General features: G+C 39.0%; 20 protein-coding genes. 8 read left to right on the forward strand and 12 right to left on the reverse strand.

What is annotated here, in order from left to right; all coding sequences use genetic code 11:
• Window positions 1–12: 12 nt before the first annotated feature.
• The 8 genes from ftsL to leuO all read right to left on the reverse strand — a co-directional run bounded on the left by ftsL (window position 13) and on the right by leuO (window position 9,052).
• On the reverse strand, window positions 13–333 hold the full coding sequence (ftsL, locus tag ACTH6U_RS14215; protein ID WP_294102617.1) for a cell division protein FtsL: 321 nt from the start codon (window positions 331–333) through the stop codon (window positions 13–15).
• A complete protein-coding gene (gene rsmH / locus ACTH6U_RS14220; protein ID WP_294102616.1) occupies window positions 333–1,286 on the reverse strand; it encodes a 16S rRNA (cytosine(1402)-N(4))-methyltransferase RsmH in 954 nt (317 codons plus the stop codon). Before rsmH ends, ftsL begins: the two co-directional genes overlap by 1 nt.
• A gap of 2 nt (window positions 1,287–1,288) precedes the next feature.
• Window positions 1,289–1,747, reverse strand: coding sequence for a division/cell wall cluster transcriptional repressor MraZ (gene mraZ / locus ACTH6U_RS14225; RefSeq protein ID WP_294102614.1), 459 nt, complete (start codon window positions 1,745–1,747; stop codon window positions 1,289–1,291).
• Between the two features lie 697 nt (window positions 1,748–2,444).
• The gene (gene cra / locus ACTH6U_RS14230) at window positions 2,445–3,455 is read right to left on the reverse strand and encodes a catabolite repressor/activator (RefSeq protein ID WP_434719371.1); all 1,011 of its coding nucleotides are present in this window, start codon (window positions 3,453–3,455) and stop codon (window positions 2,445–2,447) included.
• A gap of 84 nt (window positions 3,456–3,539) precedes the next feature.
• On the reverse strand, window positions 3,540–4,031 hold the full coding sequence (gene ilvN / locus ACTH6U_RS14235) for an acetolactate synthase small subunit (RefSeq protein ID WP_336428699.1): 492 nt from the start codon (window positions 4,029–4,031) through the stop codon (window positions 3,540–3,542).
• Between the two features lie 2 nt (window positions 4,032–4,033).
• Entirely contained in the window at window positions 4,034–5,761 is a 1,728-nt protein-coding gene (ilvI, locus tag ACTH6U_RS14240) for an acetolactate synthase 3 large subunit (RefSeq protein WP_441832475.1), read from the reverse strand.
• A gap of 290 nt (window positions 5,762–6,051) precedes the next feature.
• Window positions 6,052–7,884 (reverse strand): AMP-dependent synthetase/ligase, encoded by a 1,833-nt coding sequence (locus ACTH6U_RS14245; protein WP_441832476.1) that lies wholly within the window; start codon window positions 7,882–7,884, stop codon window positions 6,052–6,054.
• Window positions 7,885–8,092: 208 nt separating this feature from the next.
• On the reverse strand, window positions 8,093–9,052 hold the full coding sequence (gene leuO, locus ACTH6U_RS14250; RefSeq protein WP_294102608.1) for a transcriptional regulator LeuO: 960 nt from the start codon (window positions 9,050–9,052) through the stop codon (window positions 8,093–8,095).
• A 916-nt stretch (window positions 9,053–9,968) separates the two neighbouring features.
• On the opposite strand from leuO, the gene leuA reads away from it, so the two are divergent.
• The 7 genes from leuA (at window position 9,969) to ACTH6U_RS14285 (ending at window position 18,925) form a co-directional block, all read left to right on the forward strand.
• Entirely contained in the window at window positions 9,969–11,549 is a 1,581-nt protein-coding gene (gene leuA, locus ACTH6U_RS14255) for a 2-isopropylmalate synthase (RefSeq protein ID WP_294102605.1), read from the forward strand.
• A 2-nt stretch (window positions 11,550–11,551) separates the two neighbouring features.
• Entirely contained in the window at window positions 11,552–12,643 is a 1,092-nt protein-coding gene (leuB, locus tag ACTH6U_RS14260; protein ID WP_294102603.1) for a 3-isopropylmalate dehydrogenase, read from the forward strand.
• A 1-nt stretch (window position 12,644) separates the two neighbouring features.
• Window positions 12,645–14,048, forward strand: a complete 1,404-nt coding sequence (leuC, locus tag ACTH6U_RS14265; protein WP_294102601.1) for a 3-isopropylmalate dehydratase large subunit — start codon at window positions 12,645–12,647, stop codon at window positions 14,046–14,048.
• Between the two features lie 12 nt (window positions 14,049–14,060).
• Window positions 14,061–14,663, forward strand: coding sequence for a 3-isopropylmalate dehydratase small subunit (gene leuD, locus ACTH6U_RS14270; RefSeq protein ID WP_294102598.1), 603 nt, complete (start codon window positions 14,061–14,063; stop codon window positions 14,661–14,663).
• Window positions 14,664–15,159: 496 nt separating this feature from the next.
• The gene (gene sgrR / locus ACTH6U_RS14275; protein WP_294102596.1) at window positions 15,160–16,827 is read left to right on the forward strand and encodes an HTH-type transcriptional regulator SgrR; all 1,668 of its coding nucleotides are present in this window, start codon (window positions 15,160–15,162) and stop codon (window positions 16,825–16,827) included.
• A gap of 610 nt (window positions 16,828–17,437) precedes the next feature.
• On the forward strand, window positions 17,438–18,121 hold the full coding sequence (mutH, locus tag ACTH6U_RS14280; RefSeq protein ID WP_294102595.1) for a DNA mismatch repair endonuclease MutH: 684 nt from the start codon (window positions 17,438–17,440) through the stop codon (window positions 18,119–18,121).
• An 84-nt stretch (window positions 18,122–18,205) separates the two neighbouring features.
• Window positions 18,206–18,925, forward strand: a complete 720-nt coding sequence (locus tag ACTH6U_RS14285; protein WP_294102592.1) for a TerC family protein — start codon at window positions 18,206–18,208, stop codon at window positions 18,923–18,925.
• Window positions 18,926–18,941: 16 nt separating this feature from the next.
• On the opposite strand, the gene ACTH6U_RS14290 is transcribed toward ACTH6U_RS14285, so the two are convergent.
• On the reverse strand, window positions 18,942–19,181 hold the full coding sequence (locus tag ACTH6U_RS14290) for a helix-hairpin-helix domain-containing protein (RefSeq protein WP_294102591.1): 240 nt from the start codon (window positions 19,179–19,181) through the stop codon (window positions 18,942–18,944).
• A 189-nt stretch (window positions 19,182–19,370) separates the two neighbouring features.
• Between ACTH6U_RS14290 and ACTH6U_RS14295 the strand changes: the two genes are divergently transcribed.
• Window positions 19,371–20,240 (forward strand): alpha/beta fold hydrolase, encoded by an 870-nt coding sequence (locus ACTH6U_RS14295; RefSeq protein ID WP_294102588.1) that lies wholly within the window; start codon window positions 19,371–19,373, stop codon window positions 20,238–20,240.
• A gap of 136 nt (window positions 20,241–20,376) precedes the next feature.
• Here the strand turns inward: ACTH6U_RS14295 and ACTH6U_RS14300 are convergent, their stop codons facing one another.
• From ACTH6U_RS14300 to ACTH6U_RS14310, 3 genes are all read right to left on the reverse strand, one after another.
• Window positions 20,377–21,156, reverse strand: coding sequence for an acetoin reductase (locus tag ACTH6U_RS14300; RefSeq protein WP_441832477.1), 780 nt, complete (start codon window positions 21,154–21,156; stop codon window positions 20,377–20,379).
• Window positions 21,157–21,494: 338 nt separating this feature from the next.
• Window positions 21,495–22,424, reverse strand: coding sequence for an agmatinase (gene speB / locus ACTH6U_RS14305; RefSeq protein ID WP_294102583.1), 930 nt, complete (start codon window positions 22,422–22,424; stop codon window positions 21,495–21,497).
• A gap of 269 nt (window positions 22,425–22,693) precedes the next feature.
• On the reverse strand, window positions 22,694–22,895 hold a 202-nt coding region (locus ACTH6U_RS14310), incomplete at its 5' end, for a hypothetical protein (protein WP_441832478.1).

Below are 22,895 nucleotides of genomic sequence, written 5' to 3' on the forward strand. Positions count from 1 at the left end.
AGGACCCTTTTATTATTGTTTCGAAACAATAATATTTTCTTGAGATGGTTCAACATGAACCATCTGTAATTTTTCAACTGATAAACGCTCTACACGGCTATGATTCGCTAGCGCATTCTCTTCCAAAATCAAGTTTCGCCATTCTATATCTAACGAATCTTTTTCTTCGTATAACTTGTCTTTTGCCGCCGTCAATAAGCGCGTTTCATGGGCTGTCGTCACCACAAATACCGCGCTTATTGTAATTGCGGTAAGCAAAAGTAATGGAATAATGCCGTAACGAAATAAATCACGCCCAATCACTTTTGCCAGACTGTGTCTTTCAGGAGTCATTATTCTACTGCTCTTGCGGCAAAGCGTAGAACAGAGCTACGAGCGCGTGGATTTTCTTCAATTTCACGCTCTGATGGCTTCATTTTGCCAAGGTCACGCAATTTTGCCGCGCCAAGTAGTTTAATTTGCGCTTCAGTCAATGGAATACCCGCTGGCACACTGGGCCCTTTACTGTTTTGACGAATAAATCTTTTCACTAATCTATCTTCCAAAGAGTGAAAACTGATCACCGACAAACGCCCCTCAGGTGCTAAGACTGACATCGCCCCATTAAGTGCTTTTTCTATCTCTTCCAATTCGCTATTAATGTAAATTCGAATAGCTTGGAAACTTCGAGTTGCAGGATGCTTATGTCTATCTTTCACTGGGCTCACTTTCGCAATAAGTTCTGCAAGGTGGCGCGTGCGCGTTAATGGCTCAGCTTCAGCATCATGATTACGTTCGACAATTGCGCGAGCAATACGTCTTGCAAATCGCTCTTCACCAAACGTTTTTAACACCCAAGCAATATCATCGGCTTCTGCTGTCATCAGCCATTGCTGGGCTGATTGACCTTTCGTCGGGTCCATACGCATATCTAATGGACCATCACGCATGAATGAAAACCCTCTTTCTGGATCATCTAATTGCGGTGAAGACACGCCTAAATCCAGTAAAACTCCATCAATTTTGCCAACCAAGCCTTCTTCTTCAACATAGTTAGCGATATCAGAAAATGGGCCATGCTTAATCATAAAACGAGGGTCATCAATAGCCTGAGCAGCTTTAATCGCTTCAGGATCGCGGTCTATTGCGATAAGTTTTCCATGCTCATTTAATTGGCTTAAAATAAGGCGAGAGTGACCGCCGCGTCCAAATGTGCCATCTATATAGATACCATTTGGTTTAATATTCAGACCGTTAACTGCTTCATCGAGCAGAACTGTTACATGTTTAAATTGTGGCTGTGTCATTATTAAAGTGATAAATCCTGTAAACGGGCTGATAGTGGCTCTTCCGTAAGACGCTCAGCGGCAATGTCATTTTCCACCTGCTGATACCACATTTGTTCATCCCAAAGTTCAAACTTATTGATTTGGCCTACCAGCATGACCTCTTTTGTTAGCCCTGCATGTTGACGCAGTGTGTTAGCTAGCAAAAGACGTCCGGCGTTATCTATCTGACATTCACTGGCGTGACCAAGTAAGAGGCGCTGTACTCGTCGTTCTGCTGGATTCATTGTTGAGAGCTTTGATAGTTTTTCTTCAATGATTTCCCACTCAGGTAAGGTGTATAGCAATAGGCATGGCTGGTGAAGGTCAATGGTGCATACCATTTGCCCTTTCGATTCCTCGCTCAGCATTCCTCGATAACGAGTCGGCACGGTTAGTCGCCCTTTGCTGTCGAGATTAACCAGTGTAGCCCCACGAAACATACCCGATTTTACCCCTTAATTTCCTAGCTACCCACTTTACCCCACAATTCACCACTTATAAAGTTTACGAAGTGTATGAAAACGTTGTCAAGCCAGACGCTCTCAGCTTTAGCTTTATTTACAGAACAATTTTGAAAAGATAAAATCGGGTAATATTCAATTAGAGCGTAAAATAAGAAATAACAAGTTGATATAATTAACTTATTTATTAAGTGCCATTAAAATTACTCCAAATATATTTAAACGCTCAAAAAACACACAAACCAGCCTAAATGTTATATAAGTCTCATTTTTAATTCGCTTATTTCATCGGGGTCCTGAACATTTAACGTATCAACTAACTACACTTAATTAACTATAATAATCAAAAACACCACACAGAAAAATAAACTCAATAAATTTCAATTGATTAACTAACTGTTTTAATAGACAGTATTATATGGATTATTAGTTATCTATTTTATTTTTCACGTAAGTCAAATAAACTTAAATTAAATTTATTTATTCATTTAGTTTTTTTTAAAAAATTACAGATAAACATATTAAGATAATTCCTAAAGTTAAATATTTACCTATTTTTAGCATGAAAAAAAAAGACCCCTACTCAGTAGGGGCCGATATATTACTAATAATCGTGATCAACATCACTAATTATTCAACGTGTTTTTTTTGAATGCACAAAGTTACGTCGATTTTTTTATTGTTTTCGACCTAAACTTCCGCGGCGGCATAAATCTCGACGAATGCGAGTAATACCCGGTTCTGGTTTTTGTTTCTCATCAAGACTTGCTAAAACCAATTCTAAAATGCGCTCAGCAATATCACGATGACGTTGTGCCAGAGAAAGGACAGGACAACCTAAGAAATCAAGTAGCTCATTATCGCCAAAGGTTGCTATTACCATATGTTCAGGCAAACGCCCATTGCGCTTCAAGGCAACATCGAGTACACCTTGTAATAAAGAAAATGAGGTCGTAAATAATGCATCCGGCATTTCATTGCCTTTATCCAGCCAATTTGCGAACACATCAGCAGCTGAATTACGCTCATAACTATTAGCATAAATGTAATCGACTTCCCGCGGATCACCTTTCCATCCATTACGAAAACCTTGTTCACGTAAATAACTGACTGACAACTCAGGTAACGCACCAAGATACAATACAGATTCAGCTGGAAATTTACGCAACTCAGTTGAAATCATAAATCCATCTTCTTGGTCATCACCCACAACACTAATAAAGTGTTCTTTTTCAAGTGCTCTATCAAGTGCAATGATAGGTAATGAACGATTGGCCCAGCGCTGATAAAACGGATGTTCAGGAGGCAATGCAGTGGAAACAATAATCGCGTCAACTTGACGCTGAAGAAGATGTTCAACGCAGCGAATTTCGTTATCAGGTTGGTCTTCTGAACAAGCAATCAAAAGCTGATAGCCACGCTGACGCGCTTGTCTTTCAAGGTAATTCGCTATGCGGGTATAGCTTGTATTTTCAAGATCGGGAATAACTAACCCAATAGAACGAGTTCGGCCCGCGCGCAACCCAGCAGCTACTGCATTTGGATGGTAATTGTGTTCTCTGACGACCGCCATCACTTTTTCAACAGTTTTATCGCTGACTCGATACTGCTTGGCTTTGCCATTGATCACATAACTAGCCGTTGTGCGGGAAACACCTGCTAAACGGGCTATTTCATCCAGTTTCACGTTAACCTCTTTACCATATTGGGGATAGCCCCGAGTCATTCGGGGCTTTACACAACTGTATTCTACCTTTGGATGATAAATTTTTCATCGCATAATTTTATCACCACGAGAAACACCGACGATCCCTGAGCGGACAACTTCAACAATTTCAGCAACGCCACGAACAGCTTCAAGGAAAGCATCCAGTTTATCGCTTGTACCCGCTAGCTGAACGGTATAAAGCGTGGGCGTCACATCAACGATTTGTCCACGAAAAATATCAGCACAGCGTTTTATCTCATCACGACCATAACCTGAAGCTTGTAACTTCACTAACATAATCTCACGCTCAATGTGCGCAGAGGCTGTTAGTTCGCTCACGCGCAGTACATCGACCAATTTATGCAATTGCTTTTCAATTTGCTCAAGAACCTTAGCATCACCTTTGGTTTGGATGGTCATTCGTGACAATGTTGGATCATCTGTCGGTGCTACCGTCAGGCTTTCAATATTGTAACCTCGTTGAGAAAACAGGCCAATAACACGAGACAATGCACCTGATTCATTTTCTAATAGTACGGATAAAATACGACGCATGATCAGGTCCTCTGTGTTTTGCTCAACCACATTTCATCCATTGCACCACCGCGGATTTGCATTGGATAAACATGTTCTGTTTCATCAATATTGACATCAACAAATACCAAACGTTGATTTTCGTTCACTTCAACCAAAGCTTGTTTTAGTTTTTCCTCAAGCTCATCAGGAGATTGAATTGAAATCCCTACATGACCATAAGCCTCGGCAAGTTTAATAAAGTTAGGCAAAGATTGCATATAAGATTGAGAGTGACGGCCTTGATAAATCATATCTTGCCATTGTTTTACCATGCCAAGAAAACCGTTGTTCAAGTTAAGCACTACCACTGGCAAACCATATTGCAATGCGGTTGAGAGCTCTTGAATATTCATTTGGATACTGCCATCGCCCGTCACGCAAATGACCGTTGATTCTGGGTGTGCTAATTTAACCCCAAGCGCAGCGGGTAGTCCAAACCCCATCGTACCTAACCCCCCTGAATTAATCCAACGACGCGGTTTATCAAAAGAATAGTAAAGTGCGGCAAACATTTGATGTTGACCAACATCGGAGGTGACATAGGCCTCCCCCTTCGTTAAACGATAAATAGTTTCTATCGCTTGCTGAGGCTTAACTTTGGTTGGATTTGTTTCATAGCTCAAACACTTTTGGCGACGCCAATCTTCAATATCTTTCCACCAATCTGCCAACGCTTGCAGATCTTGTGAAGACGACGATTGATCCAACTGACCAATCATTTGTTTTAATGCTAATTTAGCATCACCAACAATCGGAATATCCGCATTAACTGTTTTCGAAATTGACGTTGGGTCGACATCAATTTGAATGACAGTTGCATTTGGGCAGTATTTCTCTAGGTTGTTAGTGGTGCGATCATCAAAGCGCACGCCTACCGCGAAAATCACATCCGAATTATGCATGACCTTATTTGCTTCAAAAGTACCATGCATACCTAACATACCGACGGACTGCTTATGGGTTTCAGGAAAAGCGCCAAGTCCCATTAAAGTTGAAACAACAGGTAATTGTAATTTTTCCGCTAGTTCAATGATTTCAGCAGTACAACTTGCATTAATCGCACCGCCACCAATATAAAATACCGGTTTTTTTGCCGCGACTAATTTAGATAACGCTTTTTTGATCTGTCCTTTATGTCCCTGTAAGGTCGGGTTATAAGAACGCAAAGAAATAGATTCAGGGTAACGATAAGGAAATTTAAACGCAGGATTAACCGTATCCTTTGGGAAATCGATAACCACAGGTCCTGGGCGACCACTCGCCGCAATATAAAATGCCTTTTTAATAGTTTCAGGGATTTCTTCAGCACTTTTAATTAAAAAACTGTGTTTAACAATCGGTCGAGATATTCCCACCATATCGCATTCTTGGAATGCATCATTGCCAATTAAAGAACTTGCAACCTGCCCAGATAAGATAACCAATGGAATTGAATCCATGTAGGCTGTAGCAATACCGGTAATTGCGTTTGTTGCACCAGGGCCCGATGTGACCAGTACTACACCAACATCTCCCGTTGAACGAGCATAGCCATCTGCCATATGTACAGCAGCTTGCTCATGGCGCACTAAAATATGTTCTACGCCACCAACAGTATGAAGTGCATCATAGATATCTAATACCGCACCGCCTGGATAACCAAACACGTGCTTTACTCCTTGGTCAATCAAAGACTTGATGACCATTTCAGCTCCCGACAACATCTCCATGAGTTTGTCTCCAGACTAGTTTTGCAAGTTAACAGAGGTATGAATTTCCTCTTTAATTTTTATCATTTAAACACAGTAATTAAGGCTATTAACATATCGCTCTGGCTGAAACGACGCAAACATCATTTCTGTACAAAGTGTGTTAATTTTTCACATTGTCTTTATCATTAATAATAAATGGATTTATTGACTAAACATCAAGTAAAAGGAAGGGTAAATCACTATTAAAAGGCCAAAAATAGCACAAATAAAAGCCGGATAAGTGGTGATATCCGGCTTTTATAATGCAATTACTCTCGATACATTGACTCAATTTCAGTTTGATAACGCTCAGAAATGATTTTCCGGCGCAATTTCAGCGTTGGTGTCAGCTCACCTTTTTCCATAGAGAAGTTAACTGGAAGCAACGTAAAACGTTTCACTTGATGAAAATTTTCAACATTTTTTTGTAATTCTTTTAAACGACTTTCAAATAATGCGACAATATTCGAATCTTTTAGTAACTCAAGACGATCGCGATATTTCAAGTTAATTGAGTTTGCATACTCTTCAAGACTTTCATAACACGGCACAATCAATGCAGAAACAAATTTACGTGCATCCGCAATAACGGCTATGTGTTCAATAAATTTATCTTGACCTAATACGCCTTCAATAACCTGTGGCGCAATATATTTACCGTTAGAGGTTTTCATCAGATCCTTGAGCCTATCAGTAATATATAAATTACCATTTGCATCAATTTTACCGGCATCCCCTGTTTTCAGCCAACCGTCAGCAGTAAAAGTATCAAGCGTTTCCTGTGGACGATTATAATAGCCTTTCATTACAACAGGCCCTTTCACTTGAATTTCATCGTCTTTACCAATACGGACAGAAATTGCCGAAAGCGGTGTCCCAATAGAACCTAATGGATATTGCCCCTCTTCCCAGCAAGAAACTGTCGCACAGGTTTCAGTCATGCCGTAGCCGTACTTTATGTTCACGCCAGCCGCAAGGAAAAAAGCTATCACATCATCATCAAGGCGAGCGCCAGCCGCTGGCATGAAACGAATCCGCCCACCGAGACCTTGGCGAATTTTACTCAAAACTAACTTATCAGCAATGGGGTAAAAAGCACGGTTAAGTAATGATGGAGAATGCCCCTTAGAAAGGGCTTTAATTTTGTTCTTCCCTACAGATATTGCCCATTGAAATAATGTTCTGCGCAATAATGAGGCTTTTGAGACTTTATTTTGTACTGCGCTGAACACTTTTTCATAAAAACGAGGAACCGCACACATCACTGTCGGTTTAACATCAAGTAAAGCTTCTTTAACTAAATTGGTATCAGTTAGAAAAACGTTCAATGCCCCAGTATGCATGACATAGAAACTCCATGCCCGTTCAAAAACATGGGACAACGGAAGAAAGCTTAAGGAAATATCAGCAGGCGTTAATTTTAGTCGATGATCATGAAGGTAAAGCTGTGCGGCCATGTTGTAATAATCAAGCATGACACCTTTAGGTTCACCTGTTGTGCCTGATGTATAGATGATGGTAAATAAATCGCTAAGATTATGCGCTGCGATGCGTTCATCAAATTCAGCTTGATATTGATTTTCAGCCAAGGACATAAATGTTGATAAATGCATTGAGGTAATCGCACTATCTATAAGTTCAACATCATCATTTAATACAACAATAGTCGTCAGCTGTGGACATAAAGGCTGTAACTGGCAAGCAACGCTATATTGTTCTTGCGCGCCAACAAACAGAACTTTAATGTTTGCATCATTAATAATGTACGCAGACTGTTCAACCCCACTCGTTGCATATAGCGGAACGGTAACGGCTCTAATTTGTAAAGCAGCCAAATCCACTAAAGACCAATTCATGCTGTTTTGAGCAAAAAGTCCTATATTTTCTTGAGTCGCGATATTCAAAGCAAGAAGATGACGGGCAATAGCGGATGTCTGTACGCCCACTTCTTCCCAAGTCAGTTCGCTCTGAGTTCCTTTATCCCATTGACTGAAAGCTATCCTGATCGCTGACTCTTTCGCATCAATTCTGCTACGTAAGCGATTAACCAAGTGGTATGGATATAGATTTTCAGTAATCAAAGTATATTTCCTATAGGTCATTATTGACTTAAGCCATTCGGTGCACTCACAAATAACTTAACCAGCTAATTATTTCAGCTTACATGTGTTAGCTGAATATCCGGAGTGTATCCATTTAAGAGAACCTAGGAAAGAAATAATATGTAAATTTTGTGCAAATGTTATGTCAGTTACAAAACTCACCATGATCGTCACCATGATGAGTAACTTATTGCAAATCTAAGCAGCGTTATTGTTGTTCAGAAAGTGCGGAAATCATCAGACAAAACTGTGTTTTCATCCACTGATGACCTTTGTCACGCGCCGTTGACTCATGCCACGTCAAGTAACATGGGCGCGTATTATCTTGCCAAGGTAAATCAATTGATCGCAACTGAAGTTGGTTTGCATGATGGTCAACAAGCCATTTAGGTGCGATTGCCATTAAATCAGTTTGGGCGACAATATTTAAGACACTACTTAAATCAGTGCCTTGATAACTGACTGTATGTGATAGTTCCGTATTATAATAATAAGGTTTACTAAAAGATCCCATATTATCCATTGACATGATTGCATGCCTTTCATTAATTAATTCATCTTGCGTTATAGTATTTCCAATTCGAGGATGATTATCTGCCACCACAAGTACCAACTCATCATTAAATAAAACATTATGTTGATACTCGGATTTTTCGAATTGATTATAGCCAAGAAAAAAATCTATCTCTTGGTATTTTAATTGATGAGCAATATTGTTATCTAAGAATGAATGAATAAAAACATTAATATTCGGCGATACTATTTTAAATTTATCAACAATAATAGCCGCCAAACGAATATCTAATGGTGAACAAATTGATAAATTAAATGCTCTTTCACTTTGTTTTGGGTCAAAACCGGCCCCCGGTAATTCATTATGAACTAATTGAAGTGCTTGCCTAACGGGCCCAAAAAGTTGTTTAGCGCGGGAAGTTGGCTGAATTCCTCGGCCATAACGTACAAATAGTTCGTCATTAAACATGGATTTCAAACGTGATACCGCATTACTTACGGCTGGTTGTGACATTCCCAACACTTGTGCTGCTCTTGTCACATTTTGCATTTGCATGACAACATCAAAAACCGTTAATAAATTTAAATCAACATTACGCAGATGAATATCGCTACTTTCTTTTTTTGCTGTTGAAATCGTTTCAAAATCAGTCATTTCATACTCCACTAAATATATTTATCATTTTTGATTAATAAAAAATAATTCATCAATACAGCATTGACGAATTGATAAATTCATTAAATATTATTCTTGAGATAGCTTATCGATGATAAGCTATTTCGCTTTCCCTGCATTTATTAAAACGACGTTTATATTATTTTATCCATTAATTAGATTCACAGTATAGATACCATCGTAAAACGAAAACATTCATCAGTGTAATGAGTTATAATAACGTATTTAAGCCATAACAACTCACTGTAAAATAATAAAACAATTTAAGAAATAAATCATAATAAATATCTTTCTAGCTTGCTAAACATACTCATTATCGGATTAATTTTTAATTATTCATTTATTAGATAATTAACTTAATTGAAGCCATTACCTAAATTAATCTATAGAGACCTTTCATCAACTTCCCAAAGAACCAAATCAAATAAAACACAATAAAATCAATAGATTAAATAAATACATAACGTGTACTACTTCACTAAAAGAATTTTACCCTTATTTTCACCGTTAAATATAGATGAAAACAGCATTAAAATTATGAAAATCAGTCACAATCGCTAAGCTAAGGGCGTCATTCATGTTCTGTAAAATTATGATGAAAATCTAAGATTGACATTAATATTAAGATCACGTATCTATAAATACAGATTAATTAAACGTTAAGTGAGAGACAGTTAAAATGACATTTTCTATCCGCCTACTAAGCCTACTACTACTCGCATCCAATATGCGCGGTATGCTTATGGACAGAAAATAACAGACACTGTCCACAAACATTAAAACCCGCGCAAAACGCGGGTTTTTTTATGCCTGCGGATTAGAAGGGAAAATAAATACCAAACTCGATACATACCAGATTCAATAAAAATAATATTCAGTCTATGAGGGACACAATATGAGCAACCAAGTCATCATCTTCGATACCACATTACGCGACGGCGAGCAGGCATTACAGGCAAGTTTATCAGTTAAAGAAAAATTACAAATTGCATTTGCTTTGGAGCGCCTCGGTGTTGATGTTATTGAAGCAGGTTTCCCTGTTTCCTCTCCTGGCGATTTTGAATCTGTACAAACCATAGCTCGTGAAATCAAAAATAGCCGTATTTGCGCACTGTCTCGTTGTGTTATCAATGATATCGATGTTGCTGCTGAATCTTTAAAAGTTGCAGAAGCCTTCCGTTTACATATGGTATTAGCGACATCTGCTTTACACGTTGAAAAGAAATTACGCAAAACTTTTGATGATATTGTTGAGATGGCAGTAGGCTCTATCAAACATGCACGCCGCTTTACAGATGATGTTGAGTTTTCTTGTGAAGATGCCGGACGTACTGATCCAGACCATTTATGCCGCATTGTTGAAGCGGCAATTAAAGCAGGTGCAACCACTGTAAATATTCCAGATACTGTTGGTTATACAACACCTTATCAATTTGGTGGCATTATCAAAGATTTGTTTAATCGCGTGCCCAATATTGATAAAGCCGTTATTTCAGTACACTGCCATGATGACTTAGGTATGTCAGTCGCTAACTCAATTAGCGCAGTCCAAGCAGGCGCACGCCAGGTTGAGGGGACAATTAACGGTTTAGGTGAACGAGCAGGTAATACGGCATTAGAAGAAGTGATTATGGCAATTAAATTGCGCGAACAAATGTTAGGCGTACATACCAATATCAATCACAAAGAAATTTACCGTACCAGCCAATTAGTTAGCCAATTATGTAATACCCCAATCCCTGCTAATAAAGCAGTTGTCGGCAGTAACGCCTTTACTCACTCATCGGGTATCCACCAAGATGGTGTGTTAAAAAATCGTGAAACTTACGAAATAATGACCCCTGAATCCATTGGCTTAAAAGAAGCTCAATTGAATTTAACTTCACGCTCAGGTCGCGCAGCAGTTAAACATCGTATGGAAGAAATGGGCTACAGCGAAGGCAAAGATTTCAAATTGGATGAATTGTATACTGCATTCTTAAGCTTAGCAGATAAGAAAGGCCAAGTTTTTGACTATGACTTAGAAGCCTTGGCATTCTTCGCTAAACAGCAAGATGAAACTGACCATTTTGTGATGGATTACTTCAGCACGCAATCAGGCTCAAGTATTGTTGCCACGGCTACAGTTAAAATGCACTGTGGCGAAAAAGAGATCTCCGAAGCGGCTACCGGTAATGGTCCTGTAGATGCGATTTATCAAGCCATCAGCAAAATAACCAATTACCCAATGAAATTAGTTTCTTATCAATTGTCTGCCAAAGGCCACGGTGAGAATGCATTAGGTCAAGTAGATATCGTTGTAGAATGCTTTAACCGTCGTTTCCATGGGATGGGTTTAGCAACAGATATCGTTGAATCTTCAGCAAAAGCGATGGTACATGTATTAAATAGTATCTGGCGCTCAGAACAAGTCGAAAAACAAAAACAAAAAATAAACCAACAAGAATCACAATCAATTACAAAGGAAGCTGTTTAACAATGTCTAAGAGCTATCAAATCGCCGTATTACCGGGAGATGGAATTGGTCCTGAAGTTATGGCACAAGCGAGCAAAGTACTAGATGCTATTAGCAAGCGTTTTGCTATATCTATTGAAACGAAAGAATATGATGTTGGCGGAGCCGCTATCGACCGCCATGGCAAACCTTTACCAGAAGAAACAGTAACAGGTTGCGAAAACGCCGATGCAGTATTGTTTGGTTCAGTAGGTGGTCCTAAATGGGAACATTTACCCCCAGATAGCCAGCCAGAACGTGGCGCATTATTGCCTTTACGTAAACATTTTAAATTATTTAGTAACCTGCGCCCTGCTCGTCTATATAAAGCGTTGGAAGCATTTTGTCCATTGCGCGCCGACATTGCTGCACAAGGTTTTGATATCCTTTGTGTTCGTGAATTAACTGGCGGGATCTATTTCGGACAACCGAAAGGTCGTAAAGGCGAAGGTGACGATGAATATGCTTTTGATACTGAAATTTATCATCGCTATGAAATTGAACGTATTGCACGTATTGCCTTTGAATCAGCTCGCAAACGCAGCAATAAAGTTACCTCAATTGATAAAGCAAACGTATTACAAAGCTCGGTTTTATGGCGCGAAGTTGTTAATACAATCGCAAAAGAATATCCAGATGTTGAAGTTAATCATATGTATATCGACAACGCAGCAATGCAAATGATTAAAGCACCTTCTCAGTTTGACGTGGTTTTATGTTCAAACTTATTTGGTGACATTATTTCAGATGAGTGCGCCATGATCACAGGTTCTATGGGAATGTTACCTTCTGCAAGTTTAAATGCTGACGGTTTCGGTTTGTATGAACCCGCAGGTGGCTCAGCACCGGATATTGCAGGCAAAAACATCGCTAACCCTATTGCACAAATTTTATCTGCATCCATGTTATTAAGATTTAGTTTAAATCAAACAGATGCTGCTGATGCAATTGAAAGAGCGGTAAATAAAGCTTTAGAGAATGGCTATCGCACCGGTGATTTAGCGGGAGATGGTGTTTCAATCAGTACCAGTGAAATGGGTGATATCATTGCCCGCTATATTGCAGAAGAGGTGTAACATGGCCAAAACTTTATATCAGAAATTATATGATGCCCACGTTATTCGTGAAGTTGATAATGAAATTCCACTGATTTATATCGACCGTCATTTGGTTCATGAAGTTACATCCCCTCAGGCATTTGATGGGTTAAGAACTAAAAATCGTCCATTACATCAACCGGGCAAGACTTTTGCCACCATGGATCATAACGTATCGACGCAAACTAAAGATATTAATGCATGTGGTGATATGGCACGTATTCAAATGCAAGAGTTGATGAAAAACTGCCAAGAATTCGGTGTTACCTTATATGATTTAAATCATGAATTTCAAGGTATTGTGCATGTTATGGGGCCGGAACAAGGTATCACTTTGCCGGGTATGACAATTGTCTGTGGTGATTCCCACACAGCAACGCACGGTGCATTCGGCTCATTAGCATTTGGTATCGGCACTTCTGAAGTCGAGCACGTAATGGCAACGCAAACGCTGAAACAAGCGCGTGCTAAAACAATGAAAATTGAAGTTGTCGGTAAAACCGCGGTTGGCATTACCGCGAAAGATATTGTTCTGGCGATCATTGGGACAACAGGTAGTGCAGGTGGTACGGGCTATATTGTTGAATTTTGTGGTGAAGCGATTACAAATTTAAGCATGGAAGGCCGTATGACTGTCTGTAACATGGCCATCGAATTAGGTGCAAAAGCGGGTATTATTGCGCCCGACGAAACAACTTTCAATTATATGAAAGGTCGTCAATTTGCACCAAAAGATCAGCTATGGGATGACGCAATCACATACTGGAAAACGTTAAAAACCGATGATGATGCCCAATTTGATAAAACCATTACTATCCAAGCGAATAGTATTGCCCCGCAAGTTACTTGGGGTACAAATCCAGGACAAGTGATTGCCATTGACCAATTGATTCCGGCTCCTGAATCGTTTACCGATCCAGTAGAACGTGCTTCAGCAGAAAAAGCATTAGCTTATATGGGATTAGAATCAGGTATTAAATTATCTGACGTGAAAATTGATAAAGTTTTCATCGGTTCATGTACTAACTCACGTATTGAAGATTTACGTGCCGCTGCGGTCATTGCCAAAGGGCAAAAAGTCGCATCAGGGGTTCAGGCGATAGTTGTTCCGGGATCAGGCCCTGTTAAAGCCCAAGCAGAACAGGAAGGTTTGGACAAAATATTTATCGATGCAGGTTTTGAATGGCGCTTACCAGGCTGCTCAATGTGCTTAGCGATGAATAATGACCGTTTAAATCCGGGTGAACGCTGCGCATCAACGAGTAATCGTAACTTTGAAGGTCGACAAGGCCGCGCTGGTCGAACACACTTAGTCAGCCCTGCAATGGCAGCCGCGGCAGCTATTAATGGCCATTTTGCTGACGTTCGTGATATTCAGGTTTAAAGGAGATAAATAATGGAAAAGTTAATTACCCATGTCGGCATTGTGGTTCCTTTAGACGCAGCTAACGTTGATACTGATGCGATTATTCCAAAGCAATTTTTACAAAAAGTTACCCGTACCGGTTTTGGTCAACACCTGTTTAATGACTGGCGTTTTCTTGATGAAGCAGGTCAAAAACCTAACCCTGATTTTGTACTGAATAAACCAGTTTTCAAAGGCGCGAGTATTTTATTAGCCCGTGAAAACTTTGGTTGTGGCTCCTCTCGCGAACATGCGCCTTGGGCTTTAACCGATTTTGGGATTCAAGTCGTTATTGCACCCAGTTTTGCTGATATTTTCTATGGTAACTCATTTAATAATCAATTATTGCCGATTAAATTAAACGAGCAACAAGTTGATGAAATGTTCAATTATGTCAACCACCATGAAGGTTGCCAGTTCACCGTTGATTTGGAAGCACAAACTGTCACCGCCGGTGATAAAACCTATCATTTTGAAATTGATAGCTTCCGCCGCCACTGCATGATGAATGGTTTAGATAGCATTGGTTTGACTCTGCAACATGTCGAACAGATTAAAGAATATGAGCAGAAGATCCCTACTTTTATGAATTAATACATCCCAAATATAAGCGTTCATACTCAATGGACGCTTTTTACTTCCCTATAATACCTAGCTATTACGTAGTTAATTGCGTTTTCGCTTCAAAAATGCGGAATTAATCACGATTTAGATATTCCCAACTCAACAATCACTTCCTCATTAATTTCTTCGTGTATAATTGTCCCTACCTAACAAAAACAAAAAACAAATAATACGAAACTTATCCCCTAAATAGTTCAAGTTACAGCAAGGCGGCAAGTAAAGTCATCCCAATGAGCATACTGGAGTATGTGATTTGGGATGGCTTTATGAAGCCAACACAGCTGTAGCTTGAAATATAACGGGGAATAAAAAAAACCGGCTATCGCCGGCTTGGTAATATATACCATTACTCATAAAGGGGGAGTTGCCTACAAGTTGTAGACCAATCGAGCTACTTACTGGAACCTATTATCACCCGATTCTAGGAAATTAATATTGATGTAATACTTGTCGGAGTTCCTCTTTTATGTCTAGCCCACGTTTACAGACACAATTTATTCGCCTTTGGCAAAATTTTCAGGGGCAAAATAGTGAGACCACATTGCAGCATATTGCGGACACTTTATTTTGCTCTAGGCGCCATGTTCGTACCTTGCTTAATAATATGCAGCGACAAGGCTGGCTGAGCTGGCAAGCGGAATCGGGGCGAGGAAAACGCTCAGCATTACTTTTTCATGTCAATGGATTAGAACTACAACAAGCCCAAGCAGAACGTTTATTAAAAGATGAAAGTATTGATAAATTAGTTGCATTAGTCGGCGATAAAGAGACTATTCGTCAACTGGTTTTATCTGAGTTAGAGCGTAGTTATCGACAAGGTAAAAACCTGCTGCGTATTATTTATTATCGTGATTTCCCTATTTTACTGCCTGGAATACCGATTAGACGCTCTGAAATTCATTTAATCAGCCAAATTTTTAATGGTTTAATTCATATAAATGAGGAAAAAGGGGAAGTTGAAGATGGCTTAGCGCATCATTGGCAAAATCATAATGACAGTGAATGGCGTTTTTATTTACGTCCTGCTATCTACTTTCATCATGGTCGTGAAATGCTAGTCGATGATGTTATCCACTCATTGCTACGTTTGAAAAACGGTTGGCCGTTGTTTTCACATATTGAATCAGTGACTTCCCCACAACCTTATGTCATTGATATCAAACTGAGTCAGCCTGATAAACAATTTCTTTGGCTATTAGGTAGCCCCCACGCTGCTATTTTGCCAAAAGAATGGGAAAGTATAGAGAACTTCAGTCAATATCCCATTGGTACAGGGCCTTATCAAGTCGAAAAAAATCTCCCTCAAAAGTTGTCGATCACCGCCTTTGACCGCTATTTTGGCTACCGCGCCTTACTCGATGAAGTCACTATTTGGGTTGTGCCTGAACTTGCAGAACAAATGGTTTGTTCCACATTAAAAATGGATAGTGATAAAAACAATAATAATTCGTTAGAAAGTCGCATGGAAGAAGGTTGTTATTTTTTACTCATGGATAAACGTTCTAAATTATTTCCACGAGAGGATATTCGCCAATGGTTATGTAGTTTTTTAACTCCAGTAAATTTATTGGCGCACTGTGAGCCTTATTATCAACGTCACTGGGCTCCAGCTTATGGATTACTACTGCATTGGCATCACAGTAAAATGCTCACGGCCCTTCCTAAACCTACCGATTTAACCGAGCTTACCGTTACGTTTTATAGCCATCATCATGAATTTATTGCGATCAGCCAAATAATGAAGCGAGTTTTGTACACTCAAGGCGTCGAACTCAAAATTAACATCATCGATTATAATGATTGGTTCAATGGTAATGCTGATAGTGATATCTGGCTGACAACCGCTAATTTTTTCAAGCCACTTGAGTTTTCCATTTTTGCGACTTTGTATGAAATGCCCTTGTTACGTAAGTGCCTTGGGGAAACATTAGAAAATGAACTAAACCAATGGCGTAACAAAAAATTGGATATTGAATCATGGTGTAAAAGCTTAATTGATACGCACGTTTTTCACCCTATTTTTCATCACTGGCTAGAACTTCAAGGTCAACGCACAATGCGGGGCGTGAGAATGAATACTTTTGGCTGGTTTGACTTTAAATCAGCATGGTTTAAGCCCTCTGAGGATAATTAACAGAAATAGCAATAGTTATAAACAATAAAAGAGCGTAACAAGGATGTTATTCACTTTTTCTGTGGATATCTATGTTAACAACCAGATAGTAATCAGGGTATATCCCAATCCTCTATTTTTAGTACAGATACAAATAATAAAATTAATAATTAAAATTCAATAAGATATAACAAAAAAATCTTTTTTATCCACTGTTAGTTTTATCCTGAATTTTCTCCAAGACTTGAACTGAACAAAGATCAAACAATGTCTGATTTATCCACAACTAATGGGTTTAACTTAATCAAATTATGTGACAAAGTTCAAATAACCGCATCCGTCAAGCCTGTAAATGCACACAGTAATCACTGCTTTTGACAGTTATCCAGAAATCCTGTGGATAACCTAGTGCATGACCCTGTGATTATCTCGGGATGAAGTTGAATAACCCGAAAAATAATAAAATTTTCATTAACAAAATAAAGATTATATTCATATAAATCATGCCATTAAAAATAATAATGAAAAAGTGTTATACTCTATCCACATCGTTAATTATTTTTGATTAATTTTCATACAAAAATGATTCACAAAAAATAACTATCCCTAAAACATAACACTTAAAAATATTATGCAATTTACGTCACCACTACCGCCTGAAAATGAATCTATCCTAATGGATAGAGCGCGAGCGCTTGCTGGATATACATTAGGAGAATTAGCTCAAATGGCAGGGCTTCCTATCCCACCTAATTTAAAGCGCGATAAAGGCTGGGTTGGTATGCTCATTGAATATTTTTTAGGAGCGACGGCGGGCAGTAAAGCAGAACAAGACTTTGCCAATATTGGCATTGAACTAAAAACAATTCCCATTGACAGCCAAGGCATTCCACTTGAAACGACGTTTGTTTCTGTCGCTCCTTTAACAGGAAATAGCGGTTTAACATGGGAAAATAGTCATGTAAGGCGTAAACTATCTCGCGTTCTTTGGTTTCCCATCGAAGGAGAACGGCAAATTCCCTTAGCACTACGACGGGTAGCTAACCCATTAATTTGGAGCCCATCACCACTTGAGGAACAATTACTGCGACAAGACTGGGAAGAACTGATGGATCTAATTGTGCTAGGTAAAGTTGAAGCAATTACAGCGCGTCATGGTCAGGTACTACAAATTCGCCCAAAAGCAGCGAATAACAAAGCATTAACGGAGGCAATTGGTGAATTTGGCCAACCGATTTTGACCCTACCCCGCGGTTTTTATTTGAAAAAAGATTTTACAGCACCATTATTAGCAAGGCATTTTAATTTAAATTAACGAATCTAATTACCGCCTGTACCAAAACAGACGATAATATATCGCTATCACTGTTTAAAAATACTTAATTTTAAAGGTACAAAGATGTTTGAGTGGCTTCTTGATCCTCATGCTTGGATGGCATTAGCAACCTTAACTATTCTCGAAATTGTATTAGGTATCGATAATATTATTTTTTTAAGTATTGTCGTCAGTAAACTCCCCGCCCATCAACAGCACAGCGCTAGACGCATAGGACTGATTGCAGCAATGGCAATGCGCCTTGCTTTACTTGCCTCTATTGCTTGGCTGGCACGTTTAACAACACCATTATTTACCATCGCAGAACACATGGTTTCTGCTCGTGATTTAATTTTATGTGCCGGAGGCATCTTTCTTATCTGGAAGGCTAGTCAGGAAATTTTTGACACCATCGAAGGAGAAGAAGATAACTTTATACAAAAACCAATAAGCTCATTTTGGGCGGCTATTTTCCAAATTGCGCTGCTCGATATTATTTTTAGTTTAGACTCCGTCATCACTGCCGTTGGGTTGTCTGACCATCTATTCATCATGATGGCCGCAGTGATCATTTCGGTTTTAATTATGATGTTTGCCGCCAAATCAATTGGGGATTTTGTCGATCGCTACCCTTCTATTAAAATATTGGCATTATCATTTTTAATTTTAGTTGGTTTTACGTTGATATTAGAAAGCGTACAAGTTCATGTTTCTAAGGGCTACATTTATTTTGCTATGTTCTTCTCGATGGCAGTCCAAGTGCTTAACATTTTGCGCAGTAAAAAATGGAAAACCAGAGATTAAGTGTCAAAAAATAAAACTAATTAGCGGAAAGCTTAGCTGCTGCAATAGCACCTTCTACCGCTTTTTTAGCTTGAGGGCTATTTTTCCAACAACTTGAGCCTGTTAATGCTGCGCCTGAGATTAAAATCTCATCATACGAAGCCTCACTCAGCTGTTGCAATGAACTAAATCCCATTTGCTCAAGACGGCTAATAACCATGGGACCTACCCCTTTTACGGCTAATAAAATTTGCTTTTCAGATTCTGAGAATGCCATAGCACCACCTTTATCTATAAAATATTACTATTATGAAGATTAGATTTTGCATTTTACTTCTTTATTAATTTAAAATCGCTACTATCAACTTATCATTTGGATAAATGATAAGACTTACATTTTTCGCGACATTTAGAAAATAAAACTCATCGTGATGAAAGTGTGTTATCCCATTTTTAGGAATGTACAATGTATAAAAATAAACTCACGAATACACGACAACTATCGATGAGTCTTCCAGATGGACGTAATTTGTCTTGGTATGAGTCTGGCCCTAAAAAAGGTTTCCCTGTTATCTTCTGCACAGGTGCAGGTATGAGTGGCTCCCTAGGGTTCGGCATTGATTTGCTTGAAGCTCTTAACCTTCGTCTTATTGTTCCTGAACGAGCAGGATTAGGCTATTCAACACAAGATCCACAAAAATCACTGAAAAGTTTTGCTGATGAAATTCAACTCTTATTAGCCGCTCAGCACATTCAAGACTTTTCAGTAATCGGTTTTTCACAAGGGGCGGTCTTTGCAATGGCATTGGCCCATTATGCTGCACCGGTTTCCCTTTCGCTTGTTTCGGGTCAAGACCAATTTGAATATCCGGCCACTAAGGCGTTACTTAGATCTGATATCATTAATATGCAAGAGCAAGCAATTAATACCCCTGAAGCTTTATCTGATTGGCTACTTAGAAATGTCACATCTCAATGGTTATTAGCTTTTATTCTTAATTGTAGTGCTGAAGTTGACCAAAATATTTATAGCGAAGATAGCTTTCTTCCTGCATACAGCCAATGTATGGAACATGCATTTAACCAAGGTAATCAAGGTTATATACAAGATTTATTGATCACACTTCAACCTTGGCAATTTGATCCTGAAGATATTCACTGCCCAGTTTCTCTATGGTATGGCAAATTAGATGTCAGCTCGGTTCATTCACCCGATTTTGGCCAAACACTGGCAAAACGCTTCCCTAATTGTGAATACCATTTATTCGCCGATGAAGGCGGTTCATTACTTTGGACACAAGCCAACGCTATTTTGCAATCGTTAATTTCGCGATAATGATTAACAATAAATTTAGTATATCGATATCAGATATCACACATACATATTATTAAAGATAGCCTGCAATAATATAGCCGTATCTTATCTATTTGATACGGCTATTAACATTAACCAAAATAAATATTCGTCTTAATTAACGGTAAACTATACCGCCATCCGTTAAGATTGATTGCCCTGTAATATAGTCTGAATCATCACTAGCTAAGAATGTAACCAGACCCGCAACATCTTCTGGTGTCTGCGCACGTCCTAATGCAATCCCTTCAACATATTTTTTATAGGTTTCACCTTTTGGTGTTCCGGTGATCTCAGAGAAGCGTTCATCAATCTCAACCCACATATCTGTCCCAACAATACCTGGGCAATAGGAGTTGACAGTAATACCTGCGCTTGCGTACTCTTTTGCAGCAGCTTGGGTTAATGCACGGACAGCAAATTTAGTTGCTGAGTAAACGCCAAGCATCGCAAAACCATCATGACCCGCAATCGAGGATGCGTTAATGATTTTACCTTTTTGCTTTCGCTGTATGAATTTTTCACTAGCCGCTTGGATCCCCCACAGGGTGCCATCGACATTAATTCTAAAAATCAAATCCATATCTTCTTGGCGAACATCTGTGATAGGTTTTACTTGCGCAATCCCTGCGTTGTTGATCATCACATCAAAACCACCTAGTTGTGCCTCTGCATGAGCAACCGCAGCAAAAACCTCATCTCGTTGACTGATGTCGGCGGTAAATGTTGTCACTTTACGGCCTAGTGCTTCAATTTCTTTAGCTACATCACTGAGTTTGTCTTTATTCAGATCGACTAACGCAATATCCGCACCCTCTTTAGCCAAACGTAAGGCAATACCACGGCCAATACCCTGTGCAGCACCAGTCACTAAAATCACTTTATTCTTTAATCTCATCTCTCTCTCCACCTGAGCGATAGCCAAAACGGCTGATTAATACTTAATAATAAGTTAACAATAATGACAACAAGTTACAAAATAATAATTTTAAACCATAATTATTAATTAAAATGAAACATTAAACTAAATTAATTTTAATCTCTGTTTAATCACGATAGAAAAACAGTATCTGAGCGGAATGAGAAGAATTTAACGTTAATAATTAAGGTGATATAAACAAGCAAAAAGTGCGATTTATTTTATTTGGTAGATTAATTGTACTAATAGGCAGGACATCAGAAGATATTTAAAACAAAGGCCATCGGATTAAGACGGCCTTTACGTTATAAATAATATTATTTTGCTATTTTTTTAGCTGCTTGAATGTATAACATTTCTAATGCGATAGTTGCAGCTGCCAACGCTGTAATTTCAGATTGGTCATAAGCTGGTGCAACTTCCACTAAATCCATTCCAACGATATTCAATGATTGTATGCCACGCAACAATTTTAGTGCTCTGTCGGTAGTCAACCCACCAATAACTGGCGTTCCAGTTCCCGGTGCAAATGCAGGATCAAGGCAATCTATATCAAATGTCAGATAAACAGGCATATCACCGACGATTTGCTTGATTTGTGCAATCATGTCTTCAACGCCACGATCGTTAACCTGAGCAGCATCCAGTACAGTGAAACCATTATCAGTATCATGTTCTGTACGAATACCAATTTGAACAGAATGCTTTGGATCAATCAGACCTTCATTCGGTGCATGAAAAAACATAGTTCCGTGGTCAAATTTGCTACCGTTGCCGTAAGTATCGGTATGTGCATCAAAGTGGACTAATGCCATTTTACCAAAGTGTTTAGCATGAGCACGTAACAAAGGTAGAGTAACAAAGTGGTCACCACCAAATGTTAAGCATTGTTTACCTGATTCCAGTAATTTTTCGATATGTGCTTGCAGTTTATTACACATATCTTGTGCATCACCAAATGCAAATACTACATCACCGCAGTCTGCCACTTTCAAATAATCTGTTACAGAAAAATCCCACGGCCAACGTTTCTCTTCCCAAGCAAGATTGGTGGAAACTTGACGGATAGCAGCAGGACCATGACGGCTCCCCGCGCGTCCTGAAGTTGCCATATCAAATGGCACACCAGTAATGACCCAATCAGCATCTGAGCTGTATGGCTGAAAATTCAGAGGGAAACGCATAAAACCAAAAGCGTTAGAAACCAATGAATTATCGAACTGATTATCTAATGTACTATTAATCATTTCTGTTCCTCAAAGTGGACCTACCCGTTAGCAAGCCCTTTTAATATTTGGTTCGAGTAGTTTTACCTAATCAATTTCATTCAGTACAAATAACAAACAAACTATGTTTTTTTGCATAACCTTAGCTCTAAATAGTTCGAACTGTAGCTAGGCGGCAATTGAGGGCACCCGATGAGCATACATAAAGTATGTGATTCGGGTAACCGAGTGAAGCCAACAACGCTATAGTGCGAAATATAACGAGATTATCTGTTCACTATCATAATGCTCTAATGTTCACTATCATAATGCTCTAAATAGTTCGGACTGTAGCTAGGCGGCAAGTGAGGGTGCCCGATGAGCATACATAAAGTATGTGATTCGGGTAACCGAGTGCAGCCAACAACGCTATAGTGCGAAATATAACGAGCATTTATTCGTCTTCGAGTACTATCAGTACTGGATCCTAATCCAAAAAAATTAGTTATTACA

The sequence above is a fragment of the Providencia sp. genome (assembly GCF_052096715.1).
In the GTDB taxonomy this organism is placed as follows: domain Bacteria; phylum Pseudomonadota; class Gammaproteobacteria; order Enterobacterales; family Enterobacteriaceae; genus Providencia.

What these genes read in the sequence shown, in the direction of transcription:
- ftsL (WP_294102617.1), bottom strand. Translation starts at nt 333, where the DNA reads ATGACTCCTGAAAGACACAGTCTGGCAAAAGTGATTGGGCGTGATTTA.
- rsmH (WP_294102616.1), bottom strand. Translation starts at nt 1,286, where the DNA reads ATGACACAGCCACAATTTAAACATGTAACAGTTCTGCTCGATGAAGCA.
- mraZ (WP_294102614.1), bottom strand. Translation starts at nt 1,747, where the DNA reads ATGTTTCGTGGGGCTACACTGGTTAATCTCGACAGCAAAGGGCGACTA.
- ilvN (WP_336428699.1), bottom strand. Translation starts at nt 4,031, where the DNA reads ATGCGTCGTATTTTATCCGTACTATTAGAAAATGAATCAGGTGCATTG.
- ilvI (WP_441832475.1), bottom strand. Translation starts at nt 5,761, where the DNA reads ATGGAGATGTTGTCGGGAGCTGAAATGGTCATCAAGTCTTTGATTGAC.
- ACTH6U_RS14245 (WP_441832476.1), bottom strand. Translation starts at nt 7,884, where the DNA reads ATGACCTATAGGAAATATACTTTGATTACTGAAAATCTATATCCATAC.
- leuO (WP_294102608.1), bottom strand. Translation starts at nt 9,052, where the DNA reads ATGACTGATTTTGAAACGATTTCAACAGCAAAAAAAGAAAGTAGCGAT.
- leuA (WP_294102605.1), top strand. Translation starts at nt 9,969, where the DNA reads ATGAGCAACCAAGTCATCATCTTCGATACCACATTACGCGACGGCGAG.
- leuB (WP_294102603.1), top strand. Translation starts at nt 11,552, where the DNA reads ATGTCTAAGAGCTATCAAATCGCCGTATTACCGGGAGATGGAATTGGT.
- leuC (WP_294102601.1), top strand. Translation starts at nt 12,645, where the DNA reads ATGGCCAAAACTTTATATCAGAAATTATATGATGCCCACGTTATTCGT.
- leuD (WP_294102598.1), top strand. Translation starts at nt 14,061, where the DNA reads ATGGAAAAGTTAATTACCCATGTCGGCATTGTGGTTCCTTTAGACGCA.
- sgrR (WP_294102596.1), top strand. Translation starts at nt 15,160, where the DNA reads ATGTCTAGCCCACGTTTACAGACACAATTTATTCGCCTTTGGCAAAAT.
- mutH (WP_294102595.1), top strand. Translation starts at nt 17,438, where the DNA reads ATGCAATTTACGTCACCACTACCGCCTGAAAATGAATCTATCCTAATG.
- ACTH6U_RS14285 (WP_294102592.1), top strand. Translation starts at nt 18,206, where the DNA reads ATGTTTGAGTGGCTTCTTGATCCTCATGCTTGGATGGCATTAGCAACC.
- ACTH6U_RS14290 (WP_294102591.1), bottom strand. Translation starts at nt 19,181, where the DNA reads ATGGCATTCTCAGAATCTGAAAAGCAAATTTTATTAGCCGTAAAAGGG.
- ACTH6U_RS14295 (WP_294102588.1), top strand. Translation starts at nt 19,371, where the DNA reads ATGTATAAAAATAAACTCACGAATACACGACAACTATCGATGAGTCTT.
- ACTH6U_RS14300 (WP_441832477.1), bottom strand. Translation starts at nt 21,156, where the DNA reads ATGAGATTAAAGAATAAAGTGATTTTAGTGACTGGTGCTGCACAGGGT.
- speB (WP_294102583.1), bottom strand. Translation starts at nt 22,424, where the DNA reads ATGATTAATAGTACATTAGATAATCAGTTCGATAATTCATTGGTTTCT.